Raw genomic sequence first — 23,035 nt, 5'->3', positions numbered from 1 at the left:
GGTTGAACGCCGCCACCGGGACGGCCGGCCCTGCCGCGGCCGGCGGGCCCGGGGGAGGACAGCATGGCTCAGGACATCGTCACGGGCATCCGCCTGCGCTCCGTCGCCCTGCCGCTGCAGACGCCGATCAGCGACGCCAAGGTGCTCACCGGCCGCCAGAGGCCGATGACCGAGATCGCGATCCTGTTCTGCGAGATCGAGACCGGCGCGGGCCACCGCGGCCTGGGAATCAGCTACGCGAAGCGCGCCGGCGGGCCGGGGCAGTTCGCCCATGCCGGCGAGATCGCGCCCGCGCTCCTCGGGGCGGATCCGAGCGACATCGCCAGGGCCTGGGACACGCTCGCCTGGGCCGGCGCCTCGGCCGGCCGGAGCGGCCTCGCCGTGCAGGCGATCGGCGCCTTCGACGTGGCCCTGTGGGACCTCAAGGCGCGGCGGGCCGGCCTCCCGCTCGCCAAGCTCCTCGGGGCGCAGCGCGAGTCCGTGCGCTGCTACAACACGTCCGGCGGGTTCCTTCACACGCCGCTCGAGGAGCTGCTGGTCAATACCGACCGGTCCCGGGCGCATGGCATCGGCGGCATCAAGCTGAAGGTCGGCCAGCCGGACTGGGCTCAGGACATCGCCCGGGTGTCCCGCGTGCGCGCGCATCTCGGCGACGCCTTCCCGCTGATGGTCGACGCCAACCAGCAATGGGACCGGCCGACCGCCCTGCGGATGGGCCGGATCTTCGAGGCGTTCAACCTGATCTGGATCGAGGAACCCCTCGACTGCATGGACGCCGCCGGCCACGCGGCGCTGGCCGCCGCCCTCGACACGCCGATCGCCACCGGCGAGATGCTGACGAGCGTCGGCGAGCACTGGGACCTCATCCGCCAGGGCGGCGCCGACGTCCTGATGCCCGATGCGCCGCGGGTCGGCGGCATCACGCCCTTCCTCAAGGTGGCGACCCTGGCCGAGTTCGCCGGACTGACGATCGCGCCCCACTTCTCGATGGAACTGCACATCCACCTCGCCGCCGCCCTGCAGCGGGAGCCCTGGGTCGAGCATTTCGAGTGGCTGGAGCCGCTGTTCAACGAGCGCCTGGAGCTGGAGGACGGCCGCATGATGGTGCCGACCCGACCGGGCCTCGGCCTCTCCCTGAGCGACCAGGCGCTCGCCTGGACGCGCGCGACGGCGGGGTTCGGCAGCCTGGGCTGAGGAGCACGCCCCGGTCCGCTGTCCGGAACCGGCGCGGCAGACTTCCAGGCCCCTCCCGGTATGGTGGCGACGCGGGCCGGGCCGCGATGGCGTCCAGGGTGACCGGCACGGCACCGGGATCGCCGGGATCGCCGCTCCGTGACCGCGTTCGAGAGCGTGAAGCAGGATGTCGATGAGAGTGTTGGCACTCGCCGCCCTGGCCTGCCTGGCCGCCGACCTCGCCGCCGCTCAGGTCGCCGGGCCGACCGGTCCCGGCGCGGGCAATTGGGATCTGCGCAGATCGGGCGACGGGGCCGCGCCGGATTCGGCCTGCATGTTGATCCCGAAGACGCAATCGCGCATCCAGGTCGGCGGGAAGCGCCTCACGGTCACGGGCCTGCCGAAGAATTCAGTCTTCAATTATCAATACCGGATCGACGACAAACCCGCATCGACGCCCGCCATTCCGCCCGCCGACATGCAGAATGCCGGCGAGATCTATTTCGAAGGCGATGTCTTCAATGAAATCCTGAGCGGCCAACGGTTCAGGATCCGGATCCTCGACCGGTGGCACGAGGCCATCACCGAAGATGTCGATCTCGCCGGCCTGGATGCCCTGCACGGGCGGATGCGCGACGCCTGCACGCCGGGGGGCGCTGCGACGGGCGTGAGATGATCGCCTGACGCGGCCGTGCGGATCATCCGAGGTGCGCGGCGCCTCGACTCGATGTGGCCGGCGGCTCGTCCGTCCCGTTCCGGCGCGCCCCAGCCGGGCGCTCGATCTCCACGACCCCGCCGCGGGTTCGCCGGCCTGGGCTTTCGACGGGCGGGAGCGGGGGGCGCCCGGGACCTCCCGTCAGGGCTTGGCCTTCTCGGCCTCGGCCTTCCGCAGGACCGGCTTCGCGCCACCCTTGGCCTCGGGCTTGGCCTCTCCCTTGGGCTCGACCTTGGCGGTCTTCACCGGGTGGGCGGGGGCGTGCGCCCTGGCCGCCGGCTTCGGCGATGCCGGCCCGGCGGCATGGGCGACCTGCACCGGCTCCGGCACCACGACGGCGTCGACCGCAGGCGTCGGCGTGGGGGGCGGCGCGGAGGGCGGAGTGTCCTTCGCGAACATCTTGCCGAACAGCTTCGAGTAGCTGCTCGGATCCCCGTCCGCGTCCGCCACCGCGATCCGGGCGGGCTTCTCGGGGAGCGCCGCGGTGGTGTCGATCTGGGCGCCGGGCTCGACGCGGTTGGCCATCAGGGTGGTGGCCGGGGGCGCGACGCCCGGCCTGGCCGGTCCCCGCCCCCTGACGTCCGCCTTGGCGGCCTTGGCGGTGCCCGCCGGCTCGGCGGCCGCCATCATCGTGGGCTGGCCCTTCGGGCTGACCTCGATCTCCTGCGGGCCGGCCGCCAGGGTCTCGGGGCGGCTCACGTCGCCGAGGTTGTGCCGGCCGTATTCCTTCGCGTCGTAGGGGAGGACCGTCTCGGTACCGCCCAGGCTCGCGAAGGCGCCCGGGTTCTGCGGGCGGAAGACCGGGTTCTGGCCGCCGTCCTGGTAGACAACCCGCACCGCCGGCGTGCCCTTGGCGACGAATTCGGCCACCGCGTGCTCGTCGCGCTCGCTCTTCTGCGCCACAAGGGGATCGACCTTCGGCTTGCAGGCGCCGGCCGCCGCGTCGCCGCCGCCGAACACGTACTTGGTGCCGCACTGGCCGACCTTCGGCTCCTCGCGCAGGGCCTCGAAATAATCCGATCCCTCCTTGAGGTTGCGCCAGAACCCGATGTTCGGGTCGTTGCGGAACTTGGCCATGTTCTCGGCCGTCATCCGGAACGGGTAGGACTGGAACTGGAAGCTGCGCTGCCCGCCGATGAAGGCGTCACGGGCCACCGCGTAGATCTCCGCGATCGTGGCGTCCGTCATGGCGAAGCAGCCCGCCGACGAGCAGGTGCCGTGGACCATCAGGTACCTGCCGCTGCGCCCGTTGGCGCGGTCGACGGCGTTCGGGAAGCCGGTATCGAACGACAGATAGTACGAGGAATTCGGGTTCATCAGGCCCGGGGTGATCGTGTAGAACCCCTCCGGCGCCTGCCGGTCGCCCTCGCGGGTCTTGGGGCCGAGCTGGCCGGACCAGCGGCAGATCGGGTAGGTCTTCAGCAGGGCGTAGCGGCCGTCGCCGCCCCGCTTCCAGACCTCCATCTCCGCCTCCTTCTTGTAGGTGCGGATCAGGATCGGGTCGGAGGGCTGCATCCCCTTGGACTGCATCAGCGCGACCGTCTGGGGGGCGATCGGCGCGAGGCTGCGCGCGCTCGGGCCGTTGATGCCGGATCCGTCCTGGCAGGCGGCGAGCGACAGGGCCAGCAGGGAAGCGGCCGCCAACATCCGCGCAGTCGCGAGACGCGCCGTCATGGGGAACCTCAATCGTCCTACGCGCGCCCGCGGGCCTTGTTCGGCCGACGTCGGGCGCCACTCCCCAACCCAATAGGCTCGTTAAGCTTGCGCCTTCCTTACCGCAAGGACGCCGGCGCAACACTGCACCGCTCTCGCGGGGGAAAAGCTCACGCTTTTCACCGGGATCGGTCCGGAAAAAGCCCGAAACCGCGGCCGTGGCCGCGCCGAATCCCTGGCGCCTAGCGCGTTGATCTGTATTTCCCGCGGGCTGCGCCCGGCGCCGCGCTCAGCCGAACAGGGCGGGCCGCCGCGCCGCCTCGCCGCGGATGATCTCCACCAGCGCGGCGTCGTCCGCCGGGTCGGCCAGCCGGAGGCCCACCGGCTCCGAGGGGGTCTGCACGGTGAGCCAGCGGAGCGACGGCCGCAGGTCCACGGCCTCCGTCACCGCCATGCGGGGATGCCCGGTCTCGAGCTGCAGGAAGGTCAGGTGGTTGCGGCTGGCCCGCTGCGCCAGCAGGGCGTCGATCGCCTCCACCACGTCCCGGGGCGTGTGCAGATGGGTCATCATCCACAGGCGGTTGTCGGTACCGGGCGTGTCCAGCGCCGTGCGGATCCGGCGCACGCCCTCGGCCAGGAAGGCGTAGTCCCCCGCGTTCGCGGCCGGGTCGTGGTGGTTGAACACGCATTCGAGGCCGTGACGCTCCCGGTAGAGGCGGTGGCGCCCGCGCCAGATGTCGGGGCCGCGCCGCTCCGCCTCCGGGATGCTCTCCAGCTGATCGCGGTCGAGGAGCTCGGAGAAGTCGTCGGCGAGGCAGTCCCGGGCCATGCCCGGCATGGAGAAGATCCAGTCCAGCGGACCCGACCAGCGGCGCAGGTCCAGGGTCTTGAGCACGTGCGCCATCTGGCAGTTGCAGCCCAGCGAGACGTGGTTGGTCCGGCCGGGCTCCCGGGCGTCGCGCCGGCCGAGCAGCCGGCCGAGGGCGTTGAACAGGCTCCCCGTCGCGCCGGCTGGGGTCACAGGGTCCGGCCGATGGCGAGGAACTTCTCCGCGCGCCGGTCGCGGATCTCGGCCGGGCTGAGGCCGTCGAACGGGGCGAGCGCCTCGGCGATGGCCTGCCCGGCGGCCCGGATCGCCGCCTCGCGGTCCCGGTGGGCCCCGCCGGTCGCCTCCGGGATGATCCCGTCGATGACGCCCAGCCGCAGGAGGTCCTGGGCGGTGATCTTCATGGCGGTGGCGGCGTCGGCGGCGCGGCCCTGGTCGCGCCACAGGATCGAGGCGGCGCCCTCCGGCGAGATCACCCCGTAGATCGCGTGCTCCAGCATCAGGACCCGGTTGGCGGTGGCCAACGCGATCGCGCCGCCCGAGCCGCCCTCCCCGATCACCACGGCGACGTTGGGCACGCCCAGCGCGAGGCACGCCTCCGTCGAGCGGGCGATGGCCTCGGCCTGTCCGCGCTCCTCCGCCTCGATGCCCGGATAGGCGCCGGCCGTGTCCACGAAGGCGAGGACGGCTAAGCCGAACCGGTCGGCGGTCTCCATGAGGCGCACCGCCTTGCGGTAGCCCTCGGGCCGGGCCATCCCGAAATTGTGCCTCAGCCGCGCCTCGGTGGTGGCGCCCTTCTCCTGGCCGAGCACCAGGACCGGGCGTCCGCGGAAGCGGCCGAACCCGCCCAGGATGGCGGCGTCCTCGCCGAAGCTGCGGTCGCCGGCGAGCGGGGTGAACTCGGTGATGAGCCCGCCGCAATAATCGACGAAGTGCGGCCGCTGCGGGTGGCGGGCCACCTGCGTCTTCTGCCAGGGGGTGAGGGTGGCGTAGATCTCGGCGAGCGCCTGGCCGGCCTTGGCCTCCAGCCGGCCGACCTCCTCGGCGATGGAGACCGCGCCGTCGCGCGCGCTCACGGCGCGCAGCTCCTCGAGCTTCGCCTCCAACTCGGCCACCGGCTTCTCGAAGTCGAGGTAGGTGCGCGTCACCGCCATCGTGTCACAGGTCTTCCCGGGATCCGCCGCGCGGGGGCGGCGGGCGCGAGGTGTTGGCGATGCCGGGGGTGGTGTCAACCGGCGTGTTGGCCGGACGGCCGCGCGGGATCAGGCCGCCTGCGGCTCCACCCGGTTCCGGCCCGCCGCCTTGGCCCGGTAGAGGGCGAGGTCGGCGCGCTTGAGCATGGCGCCGGGTTCGGCATCCTCCGCGTGCCGCACGGCGACGCCGATCGAGACGGTGACGGGGATCGACCGGGTCGCCCGCTGCACCGGGAACGGCGCCGCCTCGACGCGCTCGCGGATGCGCTCGGCGATGATCTGCGCCTCGGCGAGGCCCGCCTCGGGCAGGATCACCACGATCTCCTCGCCGCCGTAGCGCGCCACGATGTCCACCGGCCGCGTGTGCTGGCGCACCCGCTCGGCGAAGCCGCGCAGCACCTCGTCGCCGGCCTCGTGGCCGTAGCCGTCGTTGATGCCCTTGAAGTGGTCGATGTCGAGGATCAGGGCGGCGAGCGCCGGGCGGCGGGCCCCCGCTTCGGCGAACAGCGCGCCGAGATGGTTGTCGAGGTAGCGCCGGTTGTGCAGGCCGGTCAGCCCGTCGATCACGGCCATCTGCAGGGAGGCCTGCATCGCCCCCCGGAGCGCCTCCGTGAAGCGCTTGCGCTTCACCTGGGTGCGGGCCCGGGCCAGCAGCTCGTTGCGGTCGACCGGGCGCATCAGGAAGTCGTGCACGCCGAAATCGAGGCCGCGGACCACCCGGGCGCGGTCGTGCTCCTCCGCCAGCATGATCAGCGGCATGGCGCGGGTCCGGTCCAGCGACCGGAGCTGGCTGCACAGGCGCAGGCCGTCGAAGCCGTCGAGGTCGAGGCTCACCAGGGCGAGGTCGAACCCCGCCTCGGCCGCGAGGCCGAGTGCCGCCTGCGGGTCGGGCTCGATGGTGACGGCGTGGTGCTGGCGCAGCGCCCCGGCCAGCCGCTCGGCCGAGCCGGGCCGGTCCTCGACCAGCAGGATCCGGGCGTCGAGGCCGGTCTCCGCGGTCGCGAGCGCCAGGGGATCGCCGATGCCGAACTCCCGCGAGGCCAGCGCCCGCTGGCGCAGCTCGTCGGTCACGGCCTTCAGGCGCACGAGGCTCCGCACCCGGGAGAACAGGGCGGTGTCGTCCACGGGCTTCGTCAGGAAGTCGTCGGCGCCGGCATCGAGGCCGCGCAGCCGGTCCGAGGGCTGGTCGAGGGCCGTGACCATCACCACCGGGATGTGGGCGGTGACCGGGTTGCTCTTGAGGTGGCGGCAGACCTCGAACCCGTCCATGCCGGGCATCATCACGTCGAGCAGCACGAGGTCGCACAGACCCTTCTCGCAGATCGCGATGGCGTCCGGGCCGTTCATGGCGGCGAGGGTGTCGAAATATTCCAGCCCGAGCTTCGTCTCCAGAAGCTTCACGTTCGGGAACAGGTCGTCGACGATGAGGACGCGGGCCGACATGGTTCCTCGCTGACGCGCGACCGGGCGGCCCGCACGGGGCGGACCGGGCTGACGCATCGGGACGGACGATTGAGGAGGTCACCCGGTCCGGCGCGGCCGGGTGACCTCCTCAACGGTGCGCCCCTCCGGGGTCACCGGGGTTCAAGATACGCGCGAACCGTTGCCAAAAACTTCGCGACCGAGATCGGCTTCGACAGGTAGGCCTCGCAGCCGCCCTCGCGGATCCGCTCCTCGTCGCCCTTCATGGCGAAGGCCGTGATGGCGATGACCGGGATGCCCTTGAGGTCGTCGTCCTCCTTGAGCCACTTCGTCACCTCCAGGCCGGAGACCTCGGGGAGCTGGATGTCCATGAGGATCAGGTCGGGATGATGCGCGCGGGCGAGCTCGATCGCCTCGATCCCGTGGGCGGTCTTCAGGGTCGCGTAGCCGTTCGCTTCCAGGAGGTCGTTGAACAGCTTCATGTTCAACTCGTTGTCCTCGACGATCAGCACCGTTTTCTTCATGATCCCCTGTCCCGGTGCGTGCCGATCATGATTAGCGGGCGGTGAAGCCCTCCCTCGCCTTTGTAGCGTTCACATGTTGATGAATGGCAAACCTCTTCAAGGGCATGAGCCCGCCGAACGGCTCGCTCTGGACGTTCTGTTGTGGATCGCTGGGGACGAAGACCGTCTTCTGCCCTTCATGGCGGCGAGCGGGCTCAGCCCCGACACGCTCCGCGAGAGCGCCCGGGAGCCCGCGTTCCTGGTGGGCGTCCTCGACCACGTGATGGGCGACGAGAACGTCCTCCTCGCCTGCGCGACGGCGCTGGAGATCAAGCCGGAGCGGATCGCCGAGGCGTGGCAGCGGCTGTCGCCGCGGCCGGACGACGAGTGGGCGTGAGGCGGGCGCGCCGCGCCCGCGCGGGCCCGCCGAGGGGGAGGGTGACGCCTGCGGGCTCGGCCGACCCCACCGTCAGGGCGTGCAGCCCTTACCGGCGTCCTTGCCGGCCTCCCGGTCGCCCCGTCCGGCCTGGGCATCGATGTCGAGGGCGGTCATGTCGCCCAGGATGGCGAACTCGCCGTAATCGAGCTTGAGCGCGCCGCTGACGCCGTTCTCGTAGAGATCGAAGCCGAGGGTGTAGATCGGCGTCCGCTCCCCGGCGCCCTCCGTGTAGTAGCTCAGGCGCACCGGCCAGTGCGGCATGGCGGCGAGCGAGCCCTCCCGCAGGGGCTTGTCGCGGGTCGAGCCGGCGGCGGGGGCCGGGCCCGTCTCGGTGTGGCCGATCACCGCGAAGGTGTCGTAGATCTTCCGGCCGTCGTCGGAGCCGTCGAAGACCTTGACCGACAGGGTCGGCTGGCCCGCCCGCGCGGTCTCGATCAGGCGGCGCATGTGCTCGCTCGGGAACAGCACCGGCCCCGCCACGGTGAGGGGCTTGCCGGGCCCCTTCAGCTTCACCGTGAGGCTGTCGCCCTGCTCGGAGGCGGTCCCGTCCACCGGCGCGGCGGGCTGGTTGTTGGTCAGCGTCGTCGTCTTGAACCGGAACTCGCGGCCCTGCCCGCCCTCGAAGGTGGTGCTGCGCATGTCCGACAGGCGCGCGCCGGTCTCCCCCGAGGACAGCTCCGTCACCTGCCGGGTCTGCATCGTGTAGCCGCGGCAGGCATCGCCGCGGAAGTCGATGACGATGCGCCCGCGGGCGCTCTCCACCGAGCGGGTGCCGCCGCCCTCGGCGAGCGACAGGTCGTAGACCGCGCGGTGGTTGGCCAGCACGATCGCGGGCGCCGGTGCCGGCGCGGCCGGCTTGGCCTCCGGCTCGGGGGCGGCGGGCGGGGCCGCCTGCGCCCCCCAGGCGGAGACGAGAAGGCCGGCCGTCAGCAGTCGGGAGAGGCGCAGGCGCATGGATGACCTCGGTTCAGTCCGCCGCAGATAGCAGGCTCAGGGAATCGGGCAATCCTCGGCCGTCGTCGCAGACCCGGGAACCCACCCGCGCCGCAGCGTGGCGGCATCCCCGCCGCGCGGCACCTAGCGGTAGCCCTCCGCCTGCAGCGTGAACAGCTCGGCGTAGCGCCCGCCCCGCGCCATCAGGGCGGCGTGGCTGCCCTGCTCCAGCACCCGGCCGCCCTCCAGGACCAGGATCCGGTCGGCCATGCGCACCGTCGAGAAGCGGTGCGAGATCAGCACCGCGGTGCGCCCGGCCGACAGCTCGCGGAACCGGGCGAACACGTCGTGCTCGGCCCGGGCGTCCAGCGCCGCGGTGGGCTCGTCGAGGATCAGGATCTCGGCCTCGCGGATGTAGGCCCGGGACAGGGCGATCTTCTGCCACTCGCCCCCGGAGAGATCGAGGCCGCCCGCGAACATCTTGCCCAGCGGCTGGTCGTAGCCCTCGGGCAGGCGCTCGATCACCGGGGCGGCGAGGCCGCGGGCGGCGGCGGCCGCGATGCGGTCCGCGTCGCCCGCGGCCTCGATGCGGCCGACCGCCACGTTCTCGCCGGCGGTGAGGCTGAAGCGGACGAAGTCCTGGAAGATCGCGCCGATCCGCGCCCGCAGGGCGTCGAGGTCGTAGGCCGGCAGCGGCACCCCGTCGAGGAGCACGCGGCCCTCCTGCGGATCGTAGAGCCGGGTCATCAGCTTGACGATCGTGGTCTTGCCGGCGCCGTTGCCGCCGACCAGCGCCACCGTCTCCCCGGCCCGGACCGTGAAGGACAGGCCGCGCAGCGCCCAGGTCTCCGTGCCGGGATAGCGGTAGCCGACATCCTCGAAGACCAGCCCCTCCCGGATCGGGCTCGGCACCGGCAGGGCCTGCGCGGGCGAGCGGATCTGCGGCCGGACCGCGAAGAACGAGAAGAAGTCGTCGAGGTACTGCGCTTGGCCCGTGATCTGGGTGACCCCCAGCAGCAGCCCCTCGATGCCGCCGCGCAGGCGCTGGAACGCCCCGGCCAGGAAGGCGAGGTCGCCCACGGAGAACGATCCCGCCACCGTGCGCCAGACGATGACCGCGTAGGCGGCGTAGTAGGCGAGCGTCCCGAGACTCGCGAAGGCGAAGCCCCAGCGCGCGCGGGCCGTGGCGAGGGCGCGCGTCTCGGCGAGCAGCCGGTCGGCGACCTCCGCGTAGAGGCCGATCAGGTAGCCCGAGAGGCCGAAGAGCTTGACCTCCTTGGCGGTCTCGACGCTGGCGCCGACGTAGCGCAGGTAGCCGAGCCGGCGCCGCTCCGGCGAGCGGTACCACGCGAGGCGGTAGCCGGCGCCGGTGAAGTGCCACTCGTTGAGCACCGCCGGCACCACGGCGAGGCCGATCAGCACCACCAGCCAGGGGGTGAAGGCCGCGACGCCGATTGCCAGGGCGGCCAGGGTCACCAGGGCCTGGAACTGCCCCAGCACCGTCCCGATCAGCCCGGTGCGCCCGCTGACCTGCTGGCGCGCCCGCTCCAGCCGGTCCTGCTGGGCGCTGTCCTCGAACTGCGCGAGGTCGAGGGCGGCGGCGTGCGCCATCAGCCGCAGCGAGGCCGCGCTGGCGTAGAGATCGCCGATCAGGGTCTCGGTGAGGTTCGTGAGGCGGCCGGTGAGGTCCGACAGCAGGGCGAGGCCGAACTCGGCCGCCACCAGGCCGGCCAGCCGCGCCCGGGCGGGATCGGCGAGCCATTCCGCGAGCCCCGCCTCCGGCGCCGGCCGGGCGTGCTCGGCCACGATCCCGTCGAGGATCAGCTTGGCGAGGTACAGGGTCAGCACCGGCAGGCAGGCCGCCACGAGGCGGAGGCACAGGCTCGCGGCGAGCAGCCGCGGACTCGCCGCGGCGACCTCGCGGAACAGGGTGGGCAGGTAGCGCAGGGATCCGAGTCGCTCGCCCAGGCGCGGATTCCGCCCCGTCATCCCCGGTTGATTTCACGCCGGTCGCGGTCGGCCGGTTGGACCGCGGCCGAAGACAACATAAATTGGAGCGGCATATAGTTTAAATCCTCATCGAGTGGTGCGTGCTCAGCGGTCCCGCAATCCTCAGAATTTCGGTCTTGCTCATCATCGCCGGCATATTGGCGGCGGTGGTTCAATTCCTGCTGCCGAGCCCGGGCCCCGTGCTCCAGCCCGCGCCCTCCCCCGCGCCCACCCAGATGTCCGAGTCGCCGGCACCCGTCCAGCCGCCGGCGCCGTCCGCTCCCGCCCCTGCGACAGCGACGCCGCCTGCGATGCCCCCTGCGACGGCTCCCATCCCGCCCGCGGCGGCCGAGCCGACCCGGGAGCCCCCCGCCCCGCCCCGGAGCATCGCGGCGCCGGCGGCCCCGAACCAGATGCCGTCCGACGCCCTCGCCTTCCCGTCCGAGCCGGCGCCGCCGGCCGGGTCCGGGGAATCCCCCGCCCAGGAGGCGGCGGCTGAGGCCGAGGTCGACCGGGCAGAGGATAACGCCGGCCCCCGGGCCGTGGCGGTGGTCGACCTCAACACCGCGTCGGTGGCGGATCTGAACCGCCTGCGGGGCGGCGGCACCATCGGCCGGGCGATCGTCGCCAAACGCCCCTACGCCTCGGTGGACCAGCTGCTGACGAAGCGGGTCCTCAGCCGGACGGTCTACGAGCGGATCCGGGAGCAGGTGACGGTGCGGTGAAGCGCCTCGGCCTCCGGGAGGGTCTGGCCGCCCGTCGCGTGCGGCGGGATCGGCCGATCACCCCCTGGGGCCACGCATGTCAGGTGGCGCGGCTGGATTGCTTCGCCCCGGTCGCGACGACGGCCGCGCCGGAATCGGCGAACGGCCTGAGACGGGCGGCGCCAGCGGCGCCCTGATCGTCGGGGCCCGGGTCACCGTCCATCGCGTTCCAGGCCCCTGTCACAGGGTGCGGTTCCGGCCCGGGCTGGCCCTCAGAGCGTCGTCCCGAAGATCTCCGCGACCTGCGGGATGTCCTTGTCGCCGCGGCCGGACATGTTGAGCACCATCAGGTGCTCGGCCGGGCGCTGGGGTGCCAGTTCCAGGATCTTGGACAGGGCGTGGGCCGGCTCCAGGGCGGGGATGATCCCCTCCAGCATCGAGCAGAGCTTGAACGCCTCCAGCGTCTCGGAATCCGTGGCCGACAGGTAGGTGACCCGGCCCATCTCGTGCAGCCACGCGTGCTCGGGGCCGATGCCGGGATAGTCGAGGCCCGCCGAGATCGAGTGGGCGTCGGCGATCTGGCCGTCCGCGTCCATCAGCAGGTAGGTGCGGTTGCCGTGGAGCACCCCCGGCTTGCCGCCGGTGAGCGAGGCCGCGTGCAGGCCGGACTGCACCCCGTGGCCCGCCGCCTCGACGCCGAAGATCTCGATCTCGCGGTCGTCGAGGAACGGGTGGAACAGACCCATGGCGTTCGAGCCGCCGCCGATGCAGGCCACGAGCGAGTCCGGGAGCCGGCCCTCCTGGGCGATCATCTGCTCGCGGGTCTCGCGGCCGATCACCGACTGGAAGTCGCGCACCATCGCGGGGTACGGGTGCGGCCCCGCCACCGTGCCGATGCAGTAGAACGTGTCGGCGACGTTGGTGACCCAGTCGCGCAGGGCCTCGTTCATCGCGTCCTTGAGGGTCTTGGTGCCGGATTCCACCGGGATCACCTCGGCGCCGAGCATCTTCATGCGGAACACGTTGGGCGCCTGCCGGGCGACGTCGACCGCGCCCATGTAGACGACGCACTTGAGCCCGAAGCGCGCGCACAGCGTCGCGGTGGCGACGCCGTGCTGGCCGGCGCCGGTCTCGGCGATGATCCGCGGCTTGCCCATGCGGCGGGCCAGCAGGATCTGGCCCAGCACGTTGTTCACCTTGTGGGAGCCGGTATGGTTCAGCTCCTCGCGCTTGAAATAGATCTTGGCCCCCTGCCCGGCCGGCGCCTTGGCGCGCAGGTGCTCGGTCATGCGCTCGGCGTAGTAGAGCGGGCTCGGCCGGCCGATATAGTGGGTGCCGTAGCTGGCCATGTCGGCGGCGAAGGCGGGGTCCTTCTTGGCCGCCTCGTAGGCCGCCTCCAACTCGAGGATCAGCGGCATCAGCGTCTCGGCCACGAACCGGCCGCCGAAGATGCCGAAGCGGCCGCGCTCGTCGGGGCCGGTGCGGAAGGAGTTGGGCTCGGGGGCGATGGTCACGGGACGAATCCTGCGCGCGGGGTCGATCTGTTGCCGGGTGCCTAGACCCATGTTGCCGCCGCCGCAATGCGGCCTGCCGCCCGCGTAACCGGAACGGGCCTCAGGACGAACGGGCTGTCAGCGCATGCCGCCGCATCTGAGACCGCATCCGGCAGGAGATCAGCATGGCTCTTCGTGACACGCTCCGCCCGCTCCTCGGCGCCGCCCTCGGGCTCGGCCTGGCGGGGGCGCTCCTGCTGCCCCGGCTGCCGGCCTTCGCCGAGGAGGCGCCCCGCCGCCTGCCGGAGGCCGCCGCCCCCGCGGCCGAGGCACCGGGCTCGCGCGTGGCCGTGTTCGCGGGTGGCTGCTTCTGGGGCGTGCAGGGGGTGTTCCAGCACGTCCGCGGGGTGACGAACGCGGTCTCGGGCTATGCCGGCGGCACCCGCGAGGACGCCGAGTACCGGAGCGTCAGCGGCGGCGGGACCGGCCACGCGGAGGCCGTGGCGGTCACCTACGACCCGGCCGCGATCCGCTACGACGAGCTCCTGCGGATCTTCTTCTCGGTGGCGCTGGACCCGACCCAGGTGGACCGTCAGGGCCCTGACAGCGGGCCCCAGTACCGCTCGGCCCTGTTCCCGCAGGATGCCGAGCAGGCCCGGGTGGCGCGGGCCTACATCGCCCAGCTCGACGCGGCCCGGGCCTACATGCGGCCCGTCGCCACGCGGGTCGAGCCGGGGGCGGCCTTCTACCCGGCGGAGGGCTACCACCAGGATTTCATGGCGCTGCACCCGACGCACCCGTACATCGCCGCCAACGACGCGCCGAAGCTCGAGGCGCTGCGCGGCCTGTTCCCGGAGCGGACGACGGCGCGGCCGGTTCTGGTCAACCGCCCGCCGGCGTGACGCGGGCTCCCAGCCGGTCCAGCCCGCTCATCCCGCGGTGACCGCCCGGCGGGCCGCGGCGGCGGTGTCCCGCCGGCCGCGCGACCCCGGCCCCCTCCGCCGGGGCCTCCGCTGCGTACCGGTGCCGCGGGATGGGGGCGGTCGATCGGATGGGCGCGGGGTCCGCTCACGCCTCCGGCGGGCGCGGCCGGCCGAAATCCGGGGCCGCGGTCTCCTGGCCCTGCGCCACGATGCTGCGCCGGATCGCCCGGGTGCGGGTGAACATCGCGTGGAGCGCGTCGCCGTCCCCCCAGCGGACCGCCTTGGCGAGCGCCGAGAGATCCTCGTTGAACCGGCCGAGCATCTCCAGCACCGCGTCGCGGTTGTTGAGGAAGATGTCCCGCCACATGGTCGGGTCCGAGGCGGCGATGCGGGTGAAGTCGCGGAAGCCGCTCGCCGAGAACTTGATCACCTCGGACTGCGTCGCCGATTCGAGGTCGGCGGCGGTGCCGACGATGTTGTAGGCGATCAGGTGCGGCAGGTGGCTGGTGATCGCCAGCACGTGGTCGTGGTGCTCCGCGCTCATCGTCTCGACGTTGGCGCCCATCCCCTCCCACAGCGCCCGCACCCGCGCGACGGCGGCCGGCGCGGTGCCCTCGGGGGGCGTGAGGATGCACCAGCGGCCGTTGAACAGGGTCGCGAAGCCGGCATCAGGCCCCGAGAACTCGGTTCCGGCGATCGGGTGGCCGGGGACCAGGGCGACGCCCGCGGGCAGGTGCGGCCGGATCGCAGCCACCACGGCACCTTTCACGGAGCCGACATCCGACACGATGGCGCCGGGCTTGAGGTGCGGGGCCATCTCGGCGGCCGCCGCCCCGATGGCGCCCACCGGTACGCAGAGAATCACGAGGTCGGTGTCGGCCGCGCCCTCGGCCGCATCGTCGGTGACCGCGTCGGCGATGCCGAGTTCGCGCACCCGGGCGCATACGGCCGGGTCGCGGTCCACCGCCACGATCGTGCGGGCGAGGCCGTAGCGCCGCGCCGCCCGGGCGATCGAGGATCCGATCAGGCCGAGACCCACGATGGCCAGCCGGCCGACAGCGGGCTCCCGGGCCTCGGGCAGGGTTCCCTCAGGCATGGGAGCCCCGCACGAAGGCGCCGAGCGCCGCCAGGAAGGCCTCGTTCGCCTCGGCGCCCGCCACCGTCACCCGCAGGGCGTCGGGCAGGCCGTAGGCGGTGACGCGGCGGGTGATGAGGCCGTGCTCGGTCAGGAACGCGTCGGCGTCGGCCGCCGAGCGGCCGGGGGCGTCGGGGAAGTGGATCAGCAGGAAGTTGGCGACGCTCGGCGTCACGGTCAGCCCGAGGGCGCGGGCGCCTTCGGTGAGCTTCGGCAGCCACTCGGCGTTGTGGGCGGCCGCCGCCGCCATGTGCGCCTCGTCGGCGATGGCGGCCGAGCCTGCGGCGATGGCCGGTCCCGAGACGTTGAACGGGCCGCGGATGCGGTTGACCGCGTCCGCGACGTGGGGCGGCGCCACCATCCAGCCGATCCGCACCGCGGCGAGCCCGTGGATCTTCGAGAAGGTCCGGGTCATCACGACGTTCTCGGATTCCAGCGCGAGTTCGAGGCCGGCCGAGTAGTCGTTGGCCCGGACGTATTCCGCGTAGGCGCCGTCGATCACCAGCAGCACCTGCGGCGGCAGGCCGGCATGCAGCCGGCGGATCTCGTCGAAGGGCAGGTAGGTGCCGGTGGGGTTGTTGGGGTTGGTGACGTAGACGATCCGCGTGCGCTCGGTGACCCGGGCCAGGATCGCGTCGACGTCGACGGTCAGGTCGCGCTCGGGCGCCACCACGGGCTCCGCGCCCGAGGCCAGGATGGCGATCCGGTAGACCAGGAATCCGTGCTCCGAGTAGATCCCCTCGGTGCCCGGCCCGCCATACGCGTAGGCCAGCAGCGACAGCAGCTCGTCCGAGCCCGCGCCGCAGACGATCCGCTCGGGATCGAGACCGTAGCGCTTGGCGATGGCGGTGCGCAGCGCCGTGGCGCGCCCGTCCGGATAGGTCTCGAGCTTGGCGGTGGCCTCGTGCAGGGCCGCCAGCGCCGCCGGGCTCGGGCCGAGGGGCGTCTCGTTGGACGAGAGCTTGTAGACCTTGCCGCCGCCGGGCCGCCCGCTCTTGCCGGGCACGTAGGTGTCGATCACCAGGACGCCGGGACGCGGTTCCGGACGGGCGGGTCGGGGGGCGGACATGGGCGGGCGACTCGGAATGCGCAGGGTGTGGTGGGTTCCGCGTCCGTCTACAGCATTTCCTCGGCCGGTGAACCCGGGCCGTCCTGTCGCGCGGCGGACCGGTCCGGGCTGAACCGGAGGCTCGTCCCGGCGGGGCCGCTTCCCGGGCGGGGCCCGGAGCGACGGTCTGCGCTCCGGCTCCATCCCCGCGCGACCGCGCCGCCCTAGATAGTCCCGGTCACGCCTCAGACCGCGAAGGACAGGCCATGCCCCTCAAACGCTACATGGATGGCGGCGCCCATATCTTGCCCGCCGACGAGACCCTCATCCGCTTCGCCATGACCAACGGCGAGCGGGTGATCGGGATCGACGTCCCGATTCCGGTGCTGCGCCGGCAGTTCGGCGGCGGGGACGATCTCGCGCCCCTCGACCTCTTCGCCCGCAACCAGGCGGTGATCGAGGCGGCCGCCAGCCAGGCCTACGACCGGACGCCGACGCCGAACGACCTCCTCGACATGGGGCCGGAGGATTTCGGCCCGGCGGCCTCCGGCACCCCGCCAGCCCCGGCCAAGCTCTGACCGGCAGGATCGATCCGCGGCAAAACGGCGACGCGCAAATGCCGCGGGGCACTCGCCACGTTTCGGCCTGTTGAACCCGGAGAAGGGTGCGCATCGGGCGTGCCGCGCCCCGAATGCTCCTTGGCGGATCGACGATGCCCGGTGACCTGATCCTCTGCAGCCTGTTCCTGATCGGGATCCTCACCTCGGTCGCCGCGGATTGCCGTCTGCGGCGCGCGGAGGCCGCTCCGTGGATGAACGGCTGCATCACGGCGGCCGGTGCGGCCCTGGTCTTCGTCGCCTGCGCGGCGGCGCTGCGCTGAGGAACCGTCCGGCCCCGGTCGGACTTGCCCAGCCGTGATCGCGTACCGCGCGGCCGGCTGGCGAGGTGTTCATGGTTTCGATACAGGCCCTCGTCGGGTGCGCGCTCGTGCTGGCCGGCATGTTCATCGAGAGCGCGGCGAGCCGGCACTGGCGCGGCGGCGTCCGGGCCGACCGCCTGGATGCCCGCGCCGCCCTGGCCCTCGGCCTCCCCGCTCTGGGGCTCGCCCTGATGGCGGCCCCGATCGCGTAAGTCCGGCACCGGTCGTATAGGACCGGCACCGGCGCCCCGCTCCGGGCGGACCCGCCGGCCTCGCGCGTTGACGCTCGGCGCCCCGCGCATTACCTCCCGACTTCGCTGGCCGCGTCGGGCGAGTGCGGCGCGTCAGGCGATGCCGTGCACTCCCCGTTCGGACCGGCTCGGAGACACGGTCGTCAAGACCCGCCATGGACACCCAACCGGACACGGCCCTGCGGCCCGACCCGATCGACGAGCCGGCCCGGCGCGCGTCCGAGCGCTCGCAGGCGCTCGACCCCAGGAGCCCGGTCGCCTGCTTCGGCATCGACACGCCGCTGCGCACCGATGCCGGCCTCGAGCTCGCTCCCTTCCAGATCGCCTACCAGACCGCCGGCACCCTCAACGCCGCCCGCTCGAACGCGGTGCTGATCTGCCACGCGCTCACCGGCGACCAGTACTTCGCCCACACCCATCCGGTCACCGGCAAGGGCGGCTGGTGGGAGACCCTGGTCGGCCCCGGCAAGCCGATCGACACGGACCGCTACTTCGTCGTCTGCTCGAACGTCATCGGGTCCTGCATGGGCTCCACCGGGCCGGCCTCGATCGACCCCGCGACCGGGCGGCCCTACGGGCTGAACTTCCCCCTGGTGACGATCCGCGACATGGTCCGCGCCCAGGCGATGCTGCTGGAGCACCTCGGTATCCAGGACCTGTTCCTGTGCATCGGCGGCTCGATGGGCGGGATGCAGGTTCTGCAATGGGCGGCCCTCTATCCCGAGCGGGTCTTCGCCGCGATGCCGATCGCCACCGGCGCCCGCCACTCGGCGCAGAACATCGCCTTCCACGAGGTCGGGCGGCAGGCGATCATGGCCGACCCGGCCTGGGCCGACGGACGCTACCTCGAGGCCGGCACGCGGCCCGCGAAGGGCCTGGGCGTCGCCCGGATGGGCGCGCACATCACCTACCTGTCCGAGCCGGCCCTGCACCGGAAGTTCGGCCGGCGCTTCCAGGGCGGCTCGGCGCCGACCTTCTCGTTCAACGCCGACTTCCAGATCGAGAGCTACCTGCGCCACCAGGGCCTGAGCTTCGTCGAGCGGTTCGACGCCAACGCCTACCTCTACCTGACCCGGGCGATGGACTATTTCGACCTCGCCGAGGACCATGGCGGCGTGCTGGCCAACGCCTTCCGGGGCACCAAGACCCGCTTCTGCGTGATCTCGTTCACGTCGGACTGGCTGTTCCCCACCCGCGACTCGCGGGCGATCGTGCACGCGCTCAACGCCGCCGCGGCGCCGGTGGCCTTCGTGGAGGTCGAGAGCGACAAGGGCCACGACGCCTTCCTGCTCGACGAGCCGGCGATGTTCTCCGCCGCCCGCGGCTTCATCGACGCCGCCGCCCGGGCGCGCGGCCTGTGACGCGTCTGGCGAGCGGCGGGTCCGGCAGGATGACCTTCGGCAAGCTGTCCCCGGGCAAGATCCGGCACGGCGCCCCTTGGGAGAGCGCGGACGCCCTGCCCCATACGGCCGAAGGCAACGGCGCCCGGGTCGACCACATCGTCGTCCTCGGCCTCGTGCCCGCGGGCGCCCGGGTCCTCGACATCGGCTGCGGCGACGGCTCGCTGCTGGCGCTGCTGCGCGACCGCCGCGGCATCGACGGGCGCGGGATCGAGCTGTCCCGCGAGGGCGTGAACGCCTGCCTGGCCCGGGGCCTGTCGGTGATCCAGGGCGACGCCGACACCGACCTCGCCAATTATCCCGACGGCGCCTTCGACGTGGTGGTCCTGTCCCAGACCATCCAGGCGACCCGCAACCCTCGGGTGGTGCTGGAGCACCTCCTGCGCATCGGCCGGCAGGTGATCATCTCGTTCCCGAATTTCGGGCACTGGCGGGTGCGCTCGGAACTCGCCTTCCGGGGGCGGATGCCGATCACCGAGATCATGCCGGATGCGTGGTGGGAGACGCCCAACATCCACCACTGCACCATCCGCGACTTCGTCGGGCTGTGCCGCCTGATCGGCGCCCGGATCGAGCACGCCACGGCGCTCAATGCCCGCGGCCGCCCGATGCGGTTCTCGATGCCCTGGTGGGTCTGGAACCTGTTCGGCGCCCAGGGGGTGTTCCTGCTCCGGCGCGAGGGCGACGGAGACGGAGAGGCCGGGCGCTAGGGCGCGCCGTGCACCCGGCGCAGCTCCGGTCGAGGCCCGGTCAAGCTCTCCGGTCGAGCCCCCGCGCAGTTCGACCCCTGCACCCGGGCGCCGCGCGTTGGGATCCACGGGGAACGCTCCCGGATGCGCCCGGTTGGTCCGGCGGGCCCCCGATCCGGGCCGCAGCCTGAATCCGTGGAGGTCCCGTGAGCGCACCCCATCGCACGATCCTGTTCGCCGTGGCCATCCTCGCCGGTGCGGCCGGTGCAGCGCGCGCGGCGGAGGGACAGGGTGCCGCGCCGTCGACCGAGATCCGCAAGGAGGGCAGCGGCCTCACCACGAGCGTGGGCGCGGGCGGCCTGACCGGCACCGGCGCCGTCAAGGACGGGGCCCGCACCGGCGACGGCACGGCGCGGACCGACGGTGCGAAACCGCCCTCCGCGCCGGCGGCGGGAACGACGCGCTGACCGGTCCGGCGCTCTACTGCGAGCGGCGGCCGAACGAGACCGCGTAGGCCTGGACGCGGGCGTCGATCAGGGGATCGTCCGAGACCTCGATCCCGTCGGTCAGGTTGTTGGGCATGAACAGCAGCGCCTTCTCGGCCTCGGCGCTGTCCGGCACCGCCTTGGACACCGTGAGCGTGCCGAGATCGACCGTCTTGCGGTCGTCCGGCCAGGGCTTGGTGGCGTCGTTGGTCGGGTCGCCGGTCGCGGCGAGCTGGGCCAGCACGCGGAACTTCGCCGGCTCCTTGGCGATGCGCGGGCCGATCTCCCCCATCAGGAAGTTCGGGTCGCGCTTGGCCGCATCCTCGGGCGGCAGGATCTCCTCGCCCTGAACCGGCTCGATGCGGAAGCGGAACGGCTGACGCTTGCCGGACGCGTCCACGAAGATGAAGGCGTTGACGCCGTTATAGGTCTGGCGGGCGAGGCTCGACGGGGTCTTGGCGGTCATTCCCGCCGTGGCGGCGGCCGGGTGGGCGGCCGCGAAGCGCTCCAGCGCGGTCGGGTGGGCCGCGTTCGGCCCGCTCTCGGCGACCGCCTTCAGCAGGTCGCGGAACTCCTCGCCGGTGGCGACGGGGAAGTACTTCAGCGCGTTGGTGACGACGTCCATCTCCGTGCCGTCGCTGAGCTTGAACTTCAGCGACATCCCGTGCGGGTTGGCGTTGGCCGAGCCGTCCGGGATGGTCGGGATGCCGGTGGCGTCCGAGAACCGCACCGTCACGGGCACCGGCGGTCCCTTGAACAGCGAGGCCTTGCTGAGGCCGGCCGCCTCGGCCGACGGGGTGAAGCTGCCCTCCGCGACCAGGCCCTTGGCGTGGTTGGCGCGCGCCCCCGGGTGCTTGCCGAACAGCGTGTTCATCACGTCGATCGTCTGCTCGGCCGTGGAGGCATCCTGGGCCAGGGAAGCGGCACCGGACGCGAGCGCCAGGGCGACGCCGACCGTCACGGCGCACCCAAATCGAGTCAACAGCATGGAAATCCTCTCGGCTGCGCCGGTCCTTCGGACCGGCGACGTCGGTCGGCCCACCTTCTAGTGAGCCTGACACCGCGTGCACAACCCGAAGCTTCGCAGCGGACCCGGGCCGGTTACCTCCCCGCGAGCAATTTCCGCGCCGGGCCTCCCCGGCGGGACCGCGGCGCGGCGAGTCCCTACCGCGCGCCCCGATGGAGATCGCCGTCGATCAGCAGCGCGCTGCGGCTGTCGAGCCGCGAGCGGTAGACCTGGAGGTTCTCCATGACCCGCTGCACGTAGTTGCGCGTCTCCGTGAACGGGATGCGCTCCACCCAGTCGATCACGTCGACCTCGCCCTTGCGCGGGTCGCCGTAGGCGTCGATCCACTTCTTCACGTTGCCGCCGCCGGCATTGTACGACGCGAAGGCCAGCACGTAGGAGCCCCGCCAATCCTCCATCAGCTCGCCGAGATGGGCTTGGCCGAGTTTGGCGCAGTAGGCGGGATCGCTGGTCAGGCGGTCGACGTCGAACGAGGCGGCGACCCGGCGGGCGGTGCGCTGGGCGGTGGCCGGCATCATCTGCATCAGCCCCCGCGCGCCGACGCCGGACTGGGCCCGGGGATCGAACTGGCTCTCCTGCCGGGCGATGGCGTAGACCATGGCCCGCTCCACCTGCGGGACCGCCGTGAAGGTCTCGTAGGTTGGGATCCCGATCGTCGGGTAGGCGTGGGCGTCGAGCGGCAGGCCGCGCTGCACCGCGAGCTTGCCGATCGCCACCAGGGCGCGGGGATCCTTCATGTCGGTGGCGAGGTCGCCGAGCGCCTGCAGCTCGCGCGGGTCGGACAGGTCCCGGGCCGCGTCGATGTAGAGCGGCAGGGCCAGCTCCTTGATCCCGGCCTCGCCGAGCAGGCGCAGGGCCCGGATGTAGAGCCGTCCGTCGAAGGCCTGGCGCTCCGCGCCCTCGAGGTCGGCCGGCGCCCGCAGGGGCAGGCTGGTCTGGCCGAGCCGCGCCCGCGCCACCTGGCCGTAATAGGCGATCGGCTGGAGGGCGGCCCGCCCGTAGTAGCGCTTGGCGTCCTCGGATTGGCCCAGCGCCTCGGCCGCCCGGCCCTGCCAGTAGGCGGCCCGCGCCACCGAGATCGGGCTCTCGGCGACCGCCGCCACCTGCGCGAAGTGCTGCGCGGCCGCCGCCGGATCGCCGGCGAAGCGGAGGGCGATCCAGCCCGCATGGAACTCGGCCTCGATCCGCTTCTCCGGCGTGCGCGCGGCCTGGCCGCCCGCGACCTTGTAGGCGGTCTTCGCGTCGCCGAGGTCGAGGAGCCGGCGCGCCACGATCCGGCGCTCGACCCACCACTCGTCGCCGTCGACCAGCACGTCCGGGTTGCTCGGCGCGGCGGCGAGGATCGCGGCGGCCTCCGCGGGCTTGTCGGCCCGGCGGTAGAACTGCGCCCGAGAGAAGATGTAGGAGGCGTCGTTGCGCAGGGACGGCGGCACGGCGGCGAGCGCCGCGGTCGCGCCCGGGGACTTGTCCTCCACGGCCCGGCGGGCGCGCACGAGGCTGGCATAGGCGCCGCCCGCGTAGCCGGCCGCCCGGCCGGCGCTCTCCCAATCGTCCTTCAGGAGCGCCCGCTCCATCCGGTAGCGGTGGTCGACCCGGGTCAGCGCGTCCGGGAAGGCGTCGAGCACCTTGCCCTCCAGGCTGCGCCCGAAGCTCTCGGCGCGCCACAGGTCGCGGACCATGTCGGCGGCGTCCGATTCGTAGCCGTCGGCGCGCAGGGCGAGCGCCAGGGCGAACTTGCCCGGCGCGCTCGACGGCTTCGCGGTGGCGAAGAAGGCCCGCACCGTCGCGGGGGATTTCCGCTCGGAGAGCAGCGCTTCCTCGGCCCGGCGGCGCAGCAGCGGGCCGGCCGGCCAGTCCGGATTGGCCCGCGCGAAGGCGATCGTGCGGGCGAAGCCGATGCCGGCGCCGGCGCGGATCGCCACCCATTCGAGCAGCGCCTTGGCGGCCGGATCGGTGAAGGTGTCGCGCATCCGGTCGCCGTCGGCGACCCGGCCCTTGCGGTAGAGGTCGATGGCGCCGCGCAGCAGCGTCGGGTCGGTGTCGCCGGAGATCTTCGGCCGGGCCGGGTCCGGCACCTCGGGCACCGGCGCTGCCGGGGTGACGGCGGCGTCGGGC

At 72.8% G+C, this 23,035-nt stretch carries 23 protein-coding genes; 11 read left to right on the top strand and 12 right to left on the bottom strand.

All coding sequences use genetic code 11. The annotated features are described in order from the left end of the window. Window positions 1-63 precede the first annotated feature (63 nt). Both MKK82_RS04485 and MKK82_RS04480 read left to right on the top strand, forming a co-directional pair. Complete coding sequence (locus MKK82_RS04485) at window positions 64-1,194, top strand: L-talarate/galactarate dehydratase (RefSeq protein ID WP_238286061.1); 1,131 nt, start codon at window positions 64-66, stop codon at window positions 1,192-1,194. Window positions 1,195-1,375: 181 nt separating this feature from the next. Beyond that, a complete protein-coding gene (locus tag MKK82_RS04480; RefSeq protein WP_238286059.1) occupies window positions 1,376-1,849 on the top strand; it encodes a hypothetical protein in 474 nt (157 codons plus the stop codon). A gap of 180 nt (window positions 1,850-2,029) precedes the next feature. Here MKK82_RS04480 and MKK82_RS04475 read toward each other — a convergent pair whose 3' ends face one another. The 5 genes from MKK82_RS04475 to MKK82_RS04455 form a co-directional block, all read right to left on the bottom strand. Further along, window positions 2,030-3,562: a murein L,D-transpeptidase family protein gene (locus MKK82_RS04475; protein WP_238286057.1), complete on the bottom strand. Its 1,533-nt coding sequence runs from the start codon at window positions 3,560-3,562 to the stop codon at window positions 2,030-2,032. A 268-nt stretch (window positions 3,563-3,830) separates the two neighbouring features. Then, window positions 3,831-4,562 (bottom strand): DUF1796 family putative cysteine peptidase, encoded by a 732-nt coding sequence (locus tag MKK82_RS04470; RefSeq protein WP_243984782.1) that lies wholly within the window; start codon window positions 4,560-4,562, stop codon window positions 3,831-3,833. Then, entirely contained in the window at window positions 4,559-5,521 is a 963-nt protein-coding gene (locus MKK82_RS04465) for an acetyl-CoA carboxylase carboxyltransferase subunit alpha (RefSeq protein WP_238286053.1), read from the bottom strand. Before MKK82_RS04465 ends, MKK82_RS04470 begins: the two co-directional genes overlap by 4 nt. 108 nt (window positions 5,522-5,629) lie before the next feature. Next, window positions 5,630-7,003 (bottom strand): PleD family two-component system response regulator, encoded by a 1,374-nt coding sequence (locus tag MKK82_RS04460; protein WP_238286052.1) that lies wholly within the window; start codon window positions 7,001-7,003, stop codon window positions 5,630-5,632. Between the two features lie 131 nt (window positions 7,004-7,134). Next, the gene (locus MKK82_RS04455; RefSeq protein WP_012318846.1) at window positions 7,135-7,506 is read right to left on the bottom strand and encodes a response regulator; all 372 of its coding nucleotides are present in this window, start codon (window positions 7,504-7,506) and stop codon (window positions 7,135-7,137) included. Window positions 7,507-7,579: 73 nt separating this feature from the next. Between MKK82_RS04455 and MKK82_RS04450 the strand changes: the two genes are divergently transcribed. After that, window positions 7,580-7,882, top strand: a complete 303-nt coding sequence (locus tag MKK82_RS04450; protein ID WP_308445420.1) for a DUF3572 domain-containing protein — start codon at window positions 7,580-7,582, stop codon at window positions 7,880-7,882. Between the two features lie 72 nt (window positions 7,883-7,954). Here the strand turns inward: MKK82_RS04450 and MKK82_RS04445 are convergent, their stop codons facing one another. Together MKK82_RS04445 and MKK82_RS04440 are read right to left on the bottom strand one after the other, a co-directional pair. Then, window positions 7,955-8,878 (bottom strand): cell envelope integrity EipB family protein, encoded by a 924-nt coding sequence (locus tag MKK82_RS04445; RefSeq protein WP_238286050.1) that lies wholly within the window; start codon window positions 8,876-8,878, stop codon window positions 7,955-7,957. A 123-nt stretch (window positions 8,879-9,001) separates the two neighbouring features. Continuing rightward, window positions 9,002-10,846: an ABC transporter ATP-binding protein gene (locus tag MKK82_RS04440; protein WP_238286049.1), complete on the bottom strand. Its 1,845-nt coding sequence runs from the start codon at window positions 10,844-10,846 to the stop codon at window positions 9,002-9,004. 311 nt (window positions 10,847-11,157) lie between these two features. Between MKK82_RS04440 and MKK82_RS04435 the strand changes: the two genes are divergently transcribed. Continuing rightward, window positions 11,158-11,571: a helix-hairpin-helix domain-containing protein gene (locus tag MKK82_RS04435; protein WP_238286048.1), complete on the top strand. Its 414-nt coding sequence runs from the start codon at window positions 11,158-11,160 to the stop codon at window positions 11,569-11,571. A 251-nt stretch (window positions 11,572-11,822) separates the two neighbouring features. Here MKK82_RS04435 and trpB read toward each other — a convergent pair whose 3' ends face one another. Then, complete coding sequence (gene trpB / locus MKK82_RS04430) at window positions 11,823-13,064, bottom strand: tryptophan synthase subunit beta (RefSeq protein WP_238286047.1); 1,242 nt, start codon at window positions 13,062-13,064, stop codon at window positions 11,823-11,825. A 164-nt stretch (window positions 13,065-13,228) separates the two neighbouring features. Between trpB and msrA the strand changes: the two genes are divergently transcribed. After that, window positions 13,229-13,945, top strand: a complete 717-nt coding sequence (gene msrA, locus MKK82_RS04425) for a peptide-methionine (S)-S-oxide reductase MsrA (protein ID WP_238286046.1) — start codon at window positions 13,229-13,231, stop codon at window positions 13,943-13,945. Between the two features lie 166 nt (window positions 13,946-14,111). Here msrA and MKK82_RS04420 read toward each other — a convergent pair whose 3' ends face one another. Both MKK82_RS04420 and MKK82_RS04415 read right to left on the bottom strand, forming a co-directional pair. Next, entirely contained in the window at window positions 14,112-15,062 is a 951-nt protein-coding gene (locus tag MKK82_RS04420; RefSeq protein ID WP_238286044.1) for a prephenate/arogenate dehydrogenase family protein, read from the bottom strand. Next, on the bottom strand, window positions 15,055-16,170 hold the full coding sequence (locus tag MKK82_RS04415; RefSeq protein WP_238286043.1) for a pyridoxal phosphate-dependent aminotransferase: 1,116 nt from the start codon (window positions 16,168-16,170) through the stop codon (window positions 15,055-15,057). Before MKK82_RS04415 ends, MKK82_RS04420 begins: the two co-directional genes overlap by 8 nt. A gap of 245 nt (window positions 16,171-16,415) precedes the next feature. On the opposite strand from MKK82_RS04415, the gene MKK82_RS04410 reads away from it, so the two are divergent. The 6 genes from MKK82_RS04410 (at window position 16,416) to MKK82_RS04385 (ending at window position 19,875) form a co-directional block, all read left to right on the top strand. Then, window positions 16,416-16,727 carry a hypothetical protein gene (locus MKK82_RS04410; RefSeq protein ID WP_238286042.1) on the top strand — a complete coding sequence of 104 codons (312 nt, stop codon included), beginning with the start codon at window positions 16,416-16,418 and terminating at the stop codon, window positions 16,725-16,727. A 134-nt stretch (window positions 16,728-16,861) separates the two neighbouring features. Further along, the gene (locus MKK82_RS04405) at window positions 16,862-17,029 is read left to right on the top strand and encodes a hypothetical protein (RefSeq protein ID WP_238286041.1); all 168 of its coding nucleotides are present in this window, start codon (window positions 16,862-16,864) and stop codon (window positions 17,027-17,029) included. A 71-nt stretch (window positions 17,030-17,100) separates the two neighbouring features. Continuing rightward, entirely contained in the window at window positions 17,101-17,280 is a 180-nt protein-coding gene (locus tag MKK82_RS04400) for a hypothetical protein (RefSeq protein WP_238286040.1), read from the top strand. A gap of 194 nt (window positions 17,281-17,474) precedes the next feature. Then, entirely contained in the window at window positions 17,475-18,680 is a 1,206-nt protein-coding gene (locus MKK82_RS04395; protein ID WP_238286039.1) for a homoserine O-acetyltransferase, read from the top strand. Window positions 18,681-18,709: 29 nt separating this feature from the next. After that, entirely contained in the window at window positions 18,710-19,429 is a 720-nt protein-coding gene (gene metW, locus MKK82_RS04390; RefSeq protein ID WP_238286038.1) for a methionine biosynthesis protein MetW, read from the top strand. A 185-nt stretch (window positions 19,430-19,614) separates the two neighbouring features. Further along, window positions 19,615-19,875 (top strand): hypothetical protein, encoded by a 261-nt coding sequence (locus tag MKK82_RS04385; RefSeq protein ID WP_238286037.1) that lies wholly within the window; start codon window positions 19,615-19,617, stop codon window positions 19,873-19,875. 13 nt (window positions 19,876-19,888) lie between these two features. On the opposite strand, the gene MKK82_RS04380 is transcribed toward MKK82_RS04385, so the two are convergent. Both MKK82_RS04380 and MKK82_RS04375 read right to left on the bottom strand, forming a co-directional pair. After that, complete coding sequence (locus tag MKK82_RS04380) at window positions 19,889-20,881, bottom strand: catalase family peroxidase (RefSeq protein WP_238286035.1); 993 nt, start codon at window positions 20,879-20,881, stop codon at window positions 19,889-19,891. A 176-nt stretch (window positions 20,882-21,057) separates the two neighbouring features. Further along, window positions 21,058-23,035: lytic transglycosylase domain-containing protein (locus MKK82_RS04375; RefSeq protein WP_243984780.1), on the bottom strand; the 1,978-nt coding region annotated here is incomplete at its 5' end.

The sequence above is a fragment of the Methylobacterium sp. E-046 genome, from assembly GCF_022829625.1.
GTDB classification, from domain to species: domain Bacteria; phylum Pseudomonadota; class Alphaproteobacteria; order Rhizobiales; family Beijerinckiaceae; genus Methylobacterium; species Methylobacterium longum.
Note: the sequence above shows the minus strand (reverse complement) of the source record. Positions and strands in the feature narration are given on the sequence as shown.

Excerpts from the sequence above, each read along its gene's own strand:
- MKK82_RS04485 (WP_238286061.1), top strand. The coding sequence starts at position 64 with ATGGCTCAGGACATCGTCACGGGCATCCGCCTGCGCTCCGTCGCCCTG.
- MKK82_RS04475 (WP_238286057.1), bottom strand. The coding sequence starts at position 3,562 with ATGACGGCGCGTCTCGCGACTGCGCGGATGTTGGCGGCCGCTTCCCTG.
- MKK82_RS04465 (WP_238286053.1), bottom strand. The coding sequence starts at position 5,521 with ATGGCGGTGACGCGCACCTACCTCGACTTCGAGAAGCCGGTGGCCGAG.
- MKK82_RS04460 (WP_238286052.1), bottom strand. The coding sequence starts at position 7,003 with ATGTCGGCCCGCGTCCTCATCGTCGACGACCTGTTCCCGAACGTGAAG.
- MKK82_RS04455 (WP_012318846.1), bottom strand. The coding sequence starts at position 7,506 with ATGAAGAAAACGGTGCTGATCGTCGAGGACAACGAGTTGAACATGAAG.
- MKK82_RS04450 (WP_308445420.1), top strand. The coding sequence starts at position 7,580 with ATGTTGATGAATGGCAAACCTCTTCAAGGGCATGAGCCCGCCGAACGG.
- MKK82_RS04445 (WP_238286050.1), bottom strand. The coding sequence starts at position 8,878 with ATGCGCCTGCGCCTCTCCCGACTGCTGACGGCCGGCCTTCTCGTCTCC.
- MKK82_RS04440 (WP_238286049.1), bottom strand. The coding sequence starts at position 10,846 with ATGACGGGGCGGAATCCGCGCCTGGGCGAGCGACTCGGATCCCTGCGC.
- MKK82_RS04435 (WP_238286048.1), top strand. The coding sequence starts at position 11,158 with ATGCCCCCTGCGACGGCTCCCATCCCGCCCGCGGCGGCCGAGCCGACC.
- msrA (WP_238286046.1), top strand. The coding sequence starts at position 13,229 with ATGGCTCTTCGTGACACGCTCCGCCCGCTCCTCGGCGCCGCCCTCGGG.
- MKK82_RS04420 (WP_238286044.1), bottom strand. The coding sequence starts at position 15,062 with ATGCCTGAGGGAACCCTGCCCGAGGCCCGGGAGCCCGCTGTCGGCCGG.
- MKK82_RS04415 (WP_238286043.1), bottom strand. The coding sequence starts at position 16,170 with ATGTCCGCCCCCCGACCCGCCCGTCCGGAACCGCGTCCCGGCGTCCTG.
- MKK82_RS04410 (WP_238286042.1), top strand. The coding sequence starts at position 16,416 with ATGCCCCTCAAACGCTACATGGATGGCGGCGCCCATATCTTGCCCGCC.
- MKK82_RS04405 (WP_238286041.1), top strand. The coding sequence starts at position 16,862 with ATGCCCGGTGACCTGATCCTCTGCAGCCTGTTCCTGATCGGGATCCTC.
- MKK82_RS04400 (WP_238286040.1), top strand. The coding sequence starts at position 17,101 with ATGGTTTCGATACAGGCCCTCGTCGGGTGCGCGCTCGTGCTGGCCGGC.
- MKK82_RS04395 (WP_238286039.1), top strand. The coding sequence starts at position 17,475 with ATGGACACCCAACCGGACACGGCCCTGCGGCCCGACCCGATCGACGAG.
- metW (WP_238286038.1), top strand. The coding sequence starts at position 18,710 with ATGACCTTCGGCAAGCTGTCCCCGGGCAAGATCCGGCACGGCGCCCCT.
- MKK82_RS04380 (WP_238286035.1), bottom strand. The coding sequence starts at position 20,881 with ATGCTGTTGACTCGATTTGGGTGCGCCGTGACGGTCGGCGTCGCCCTG.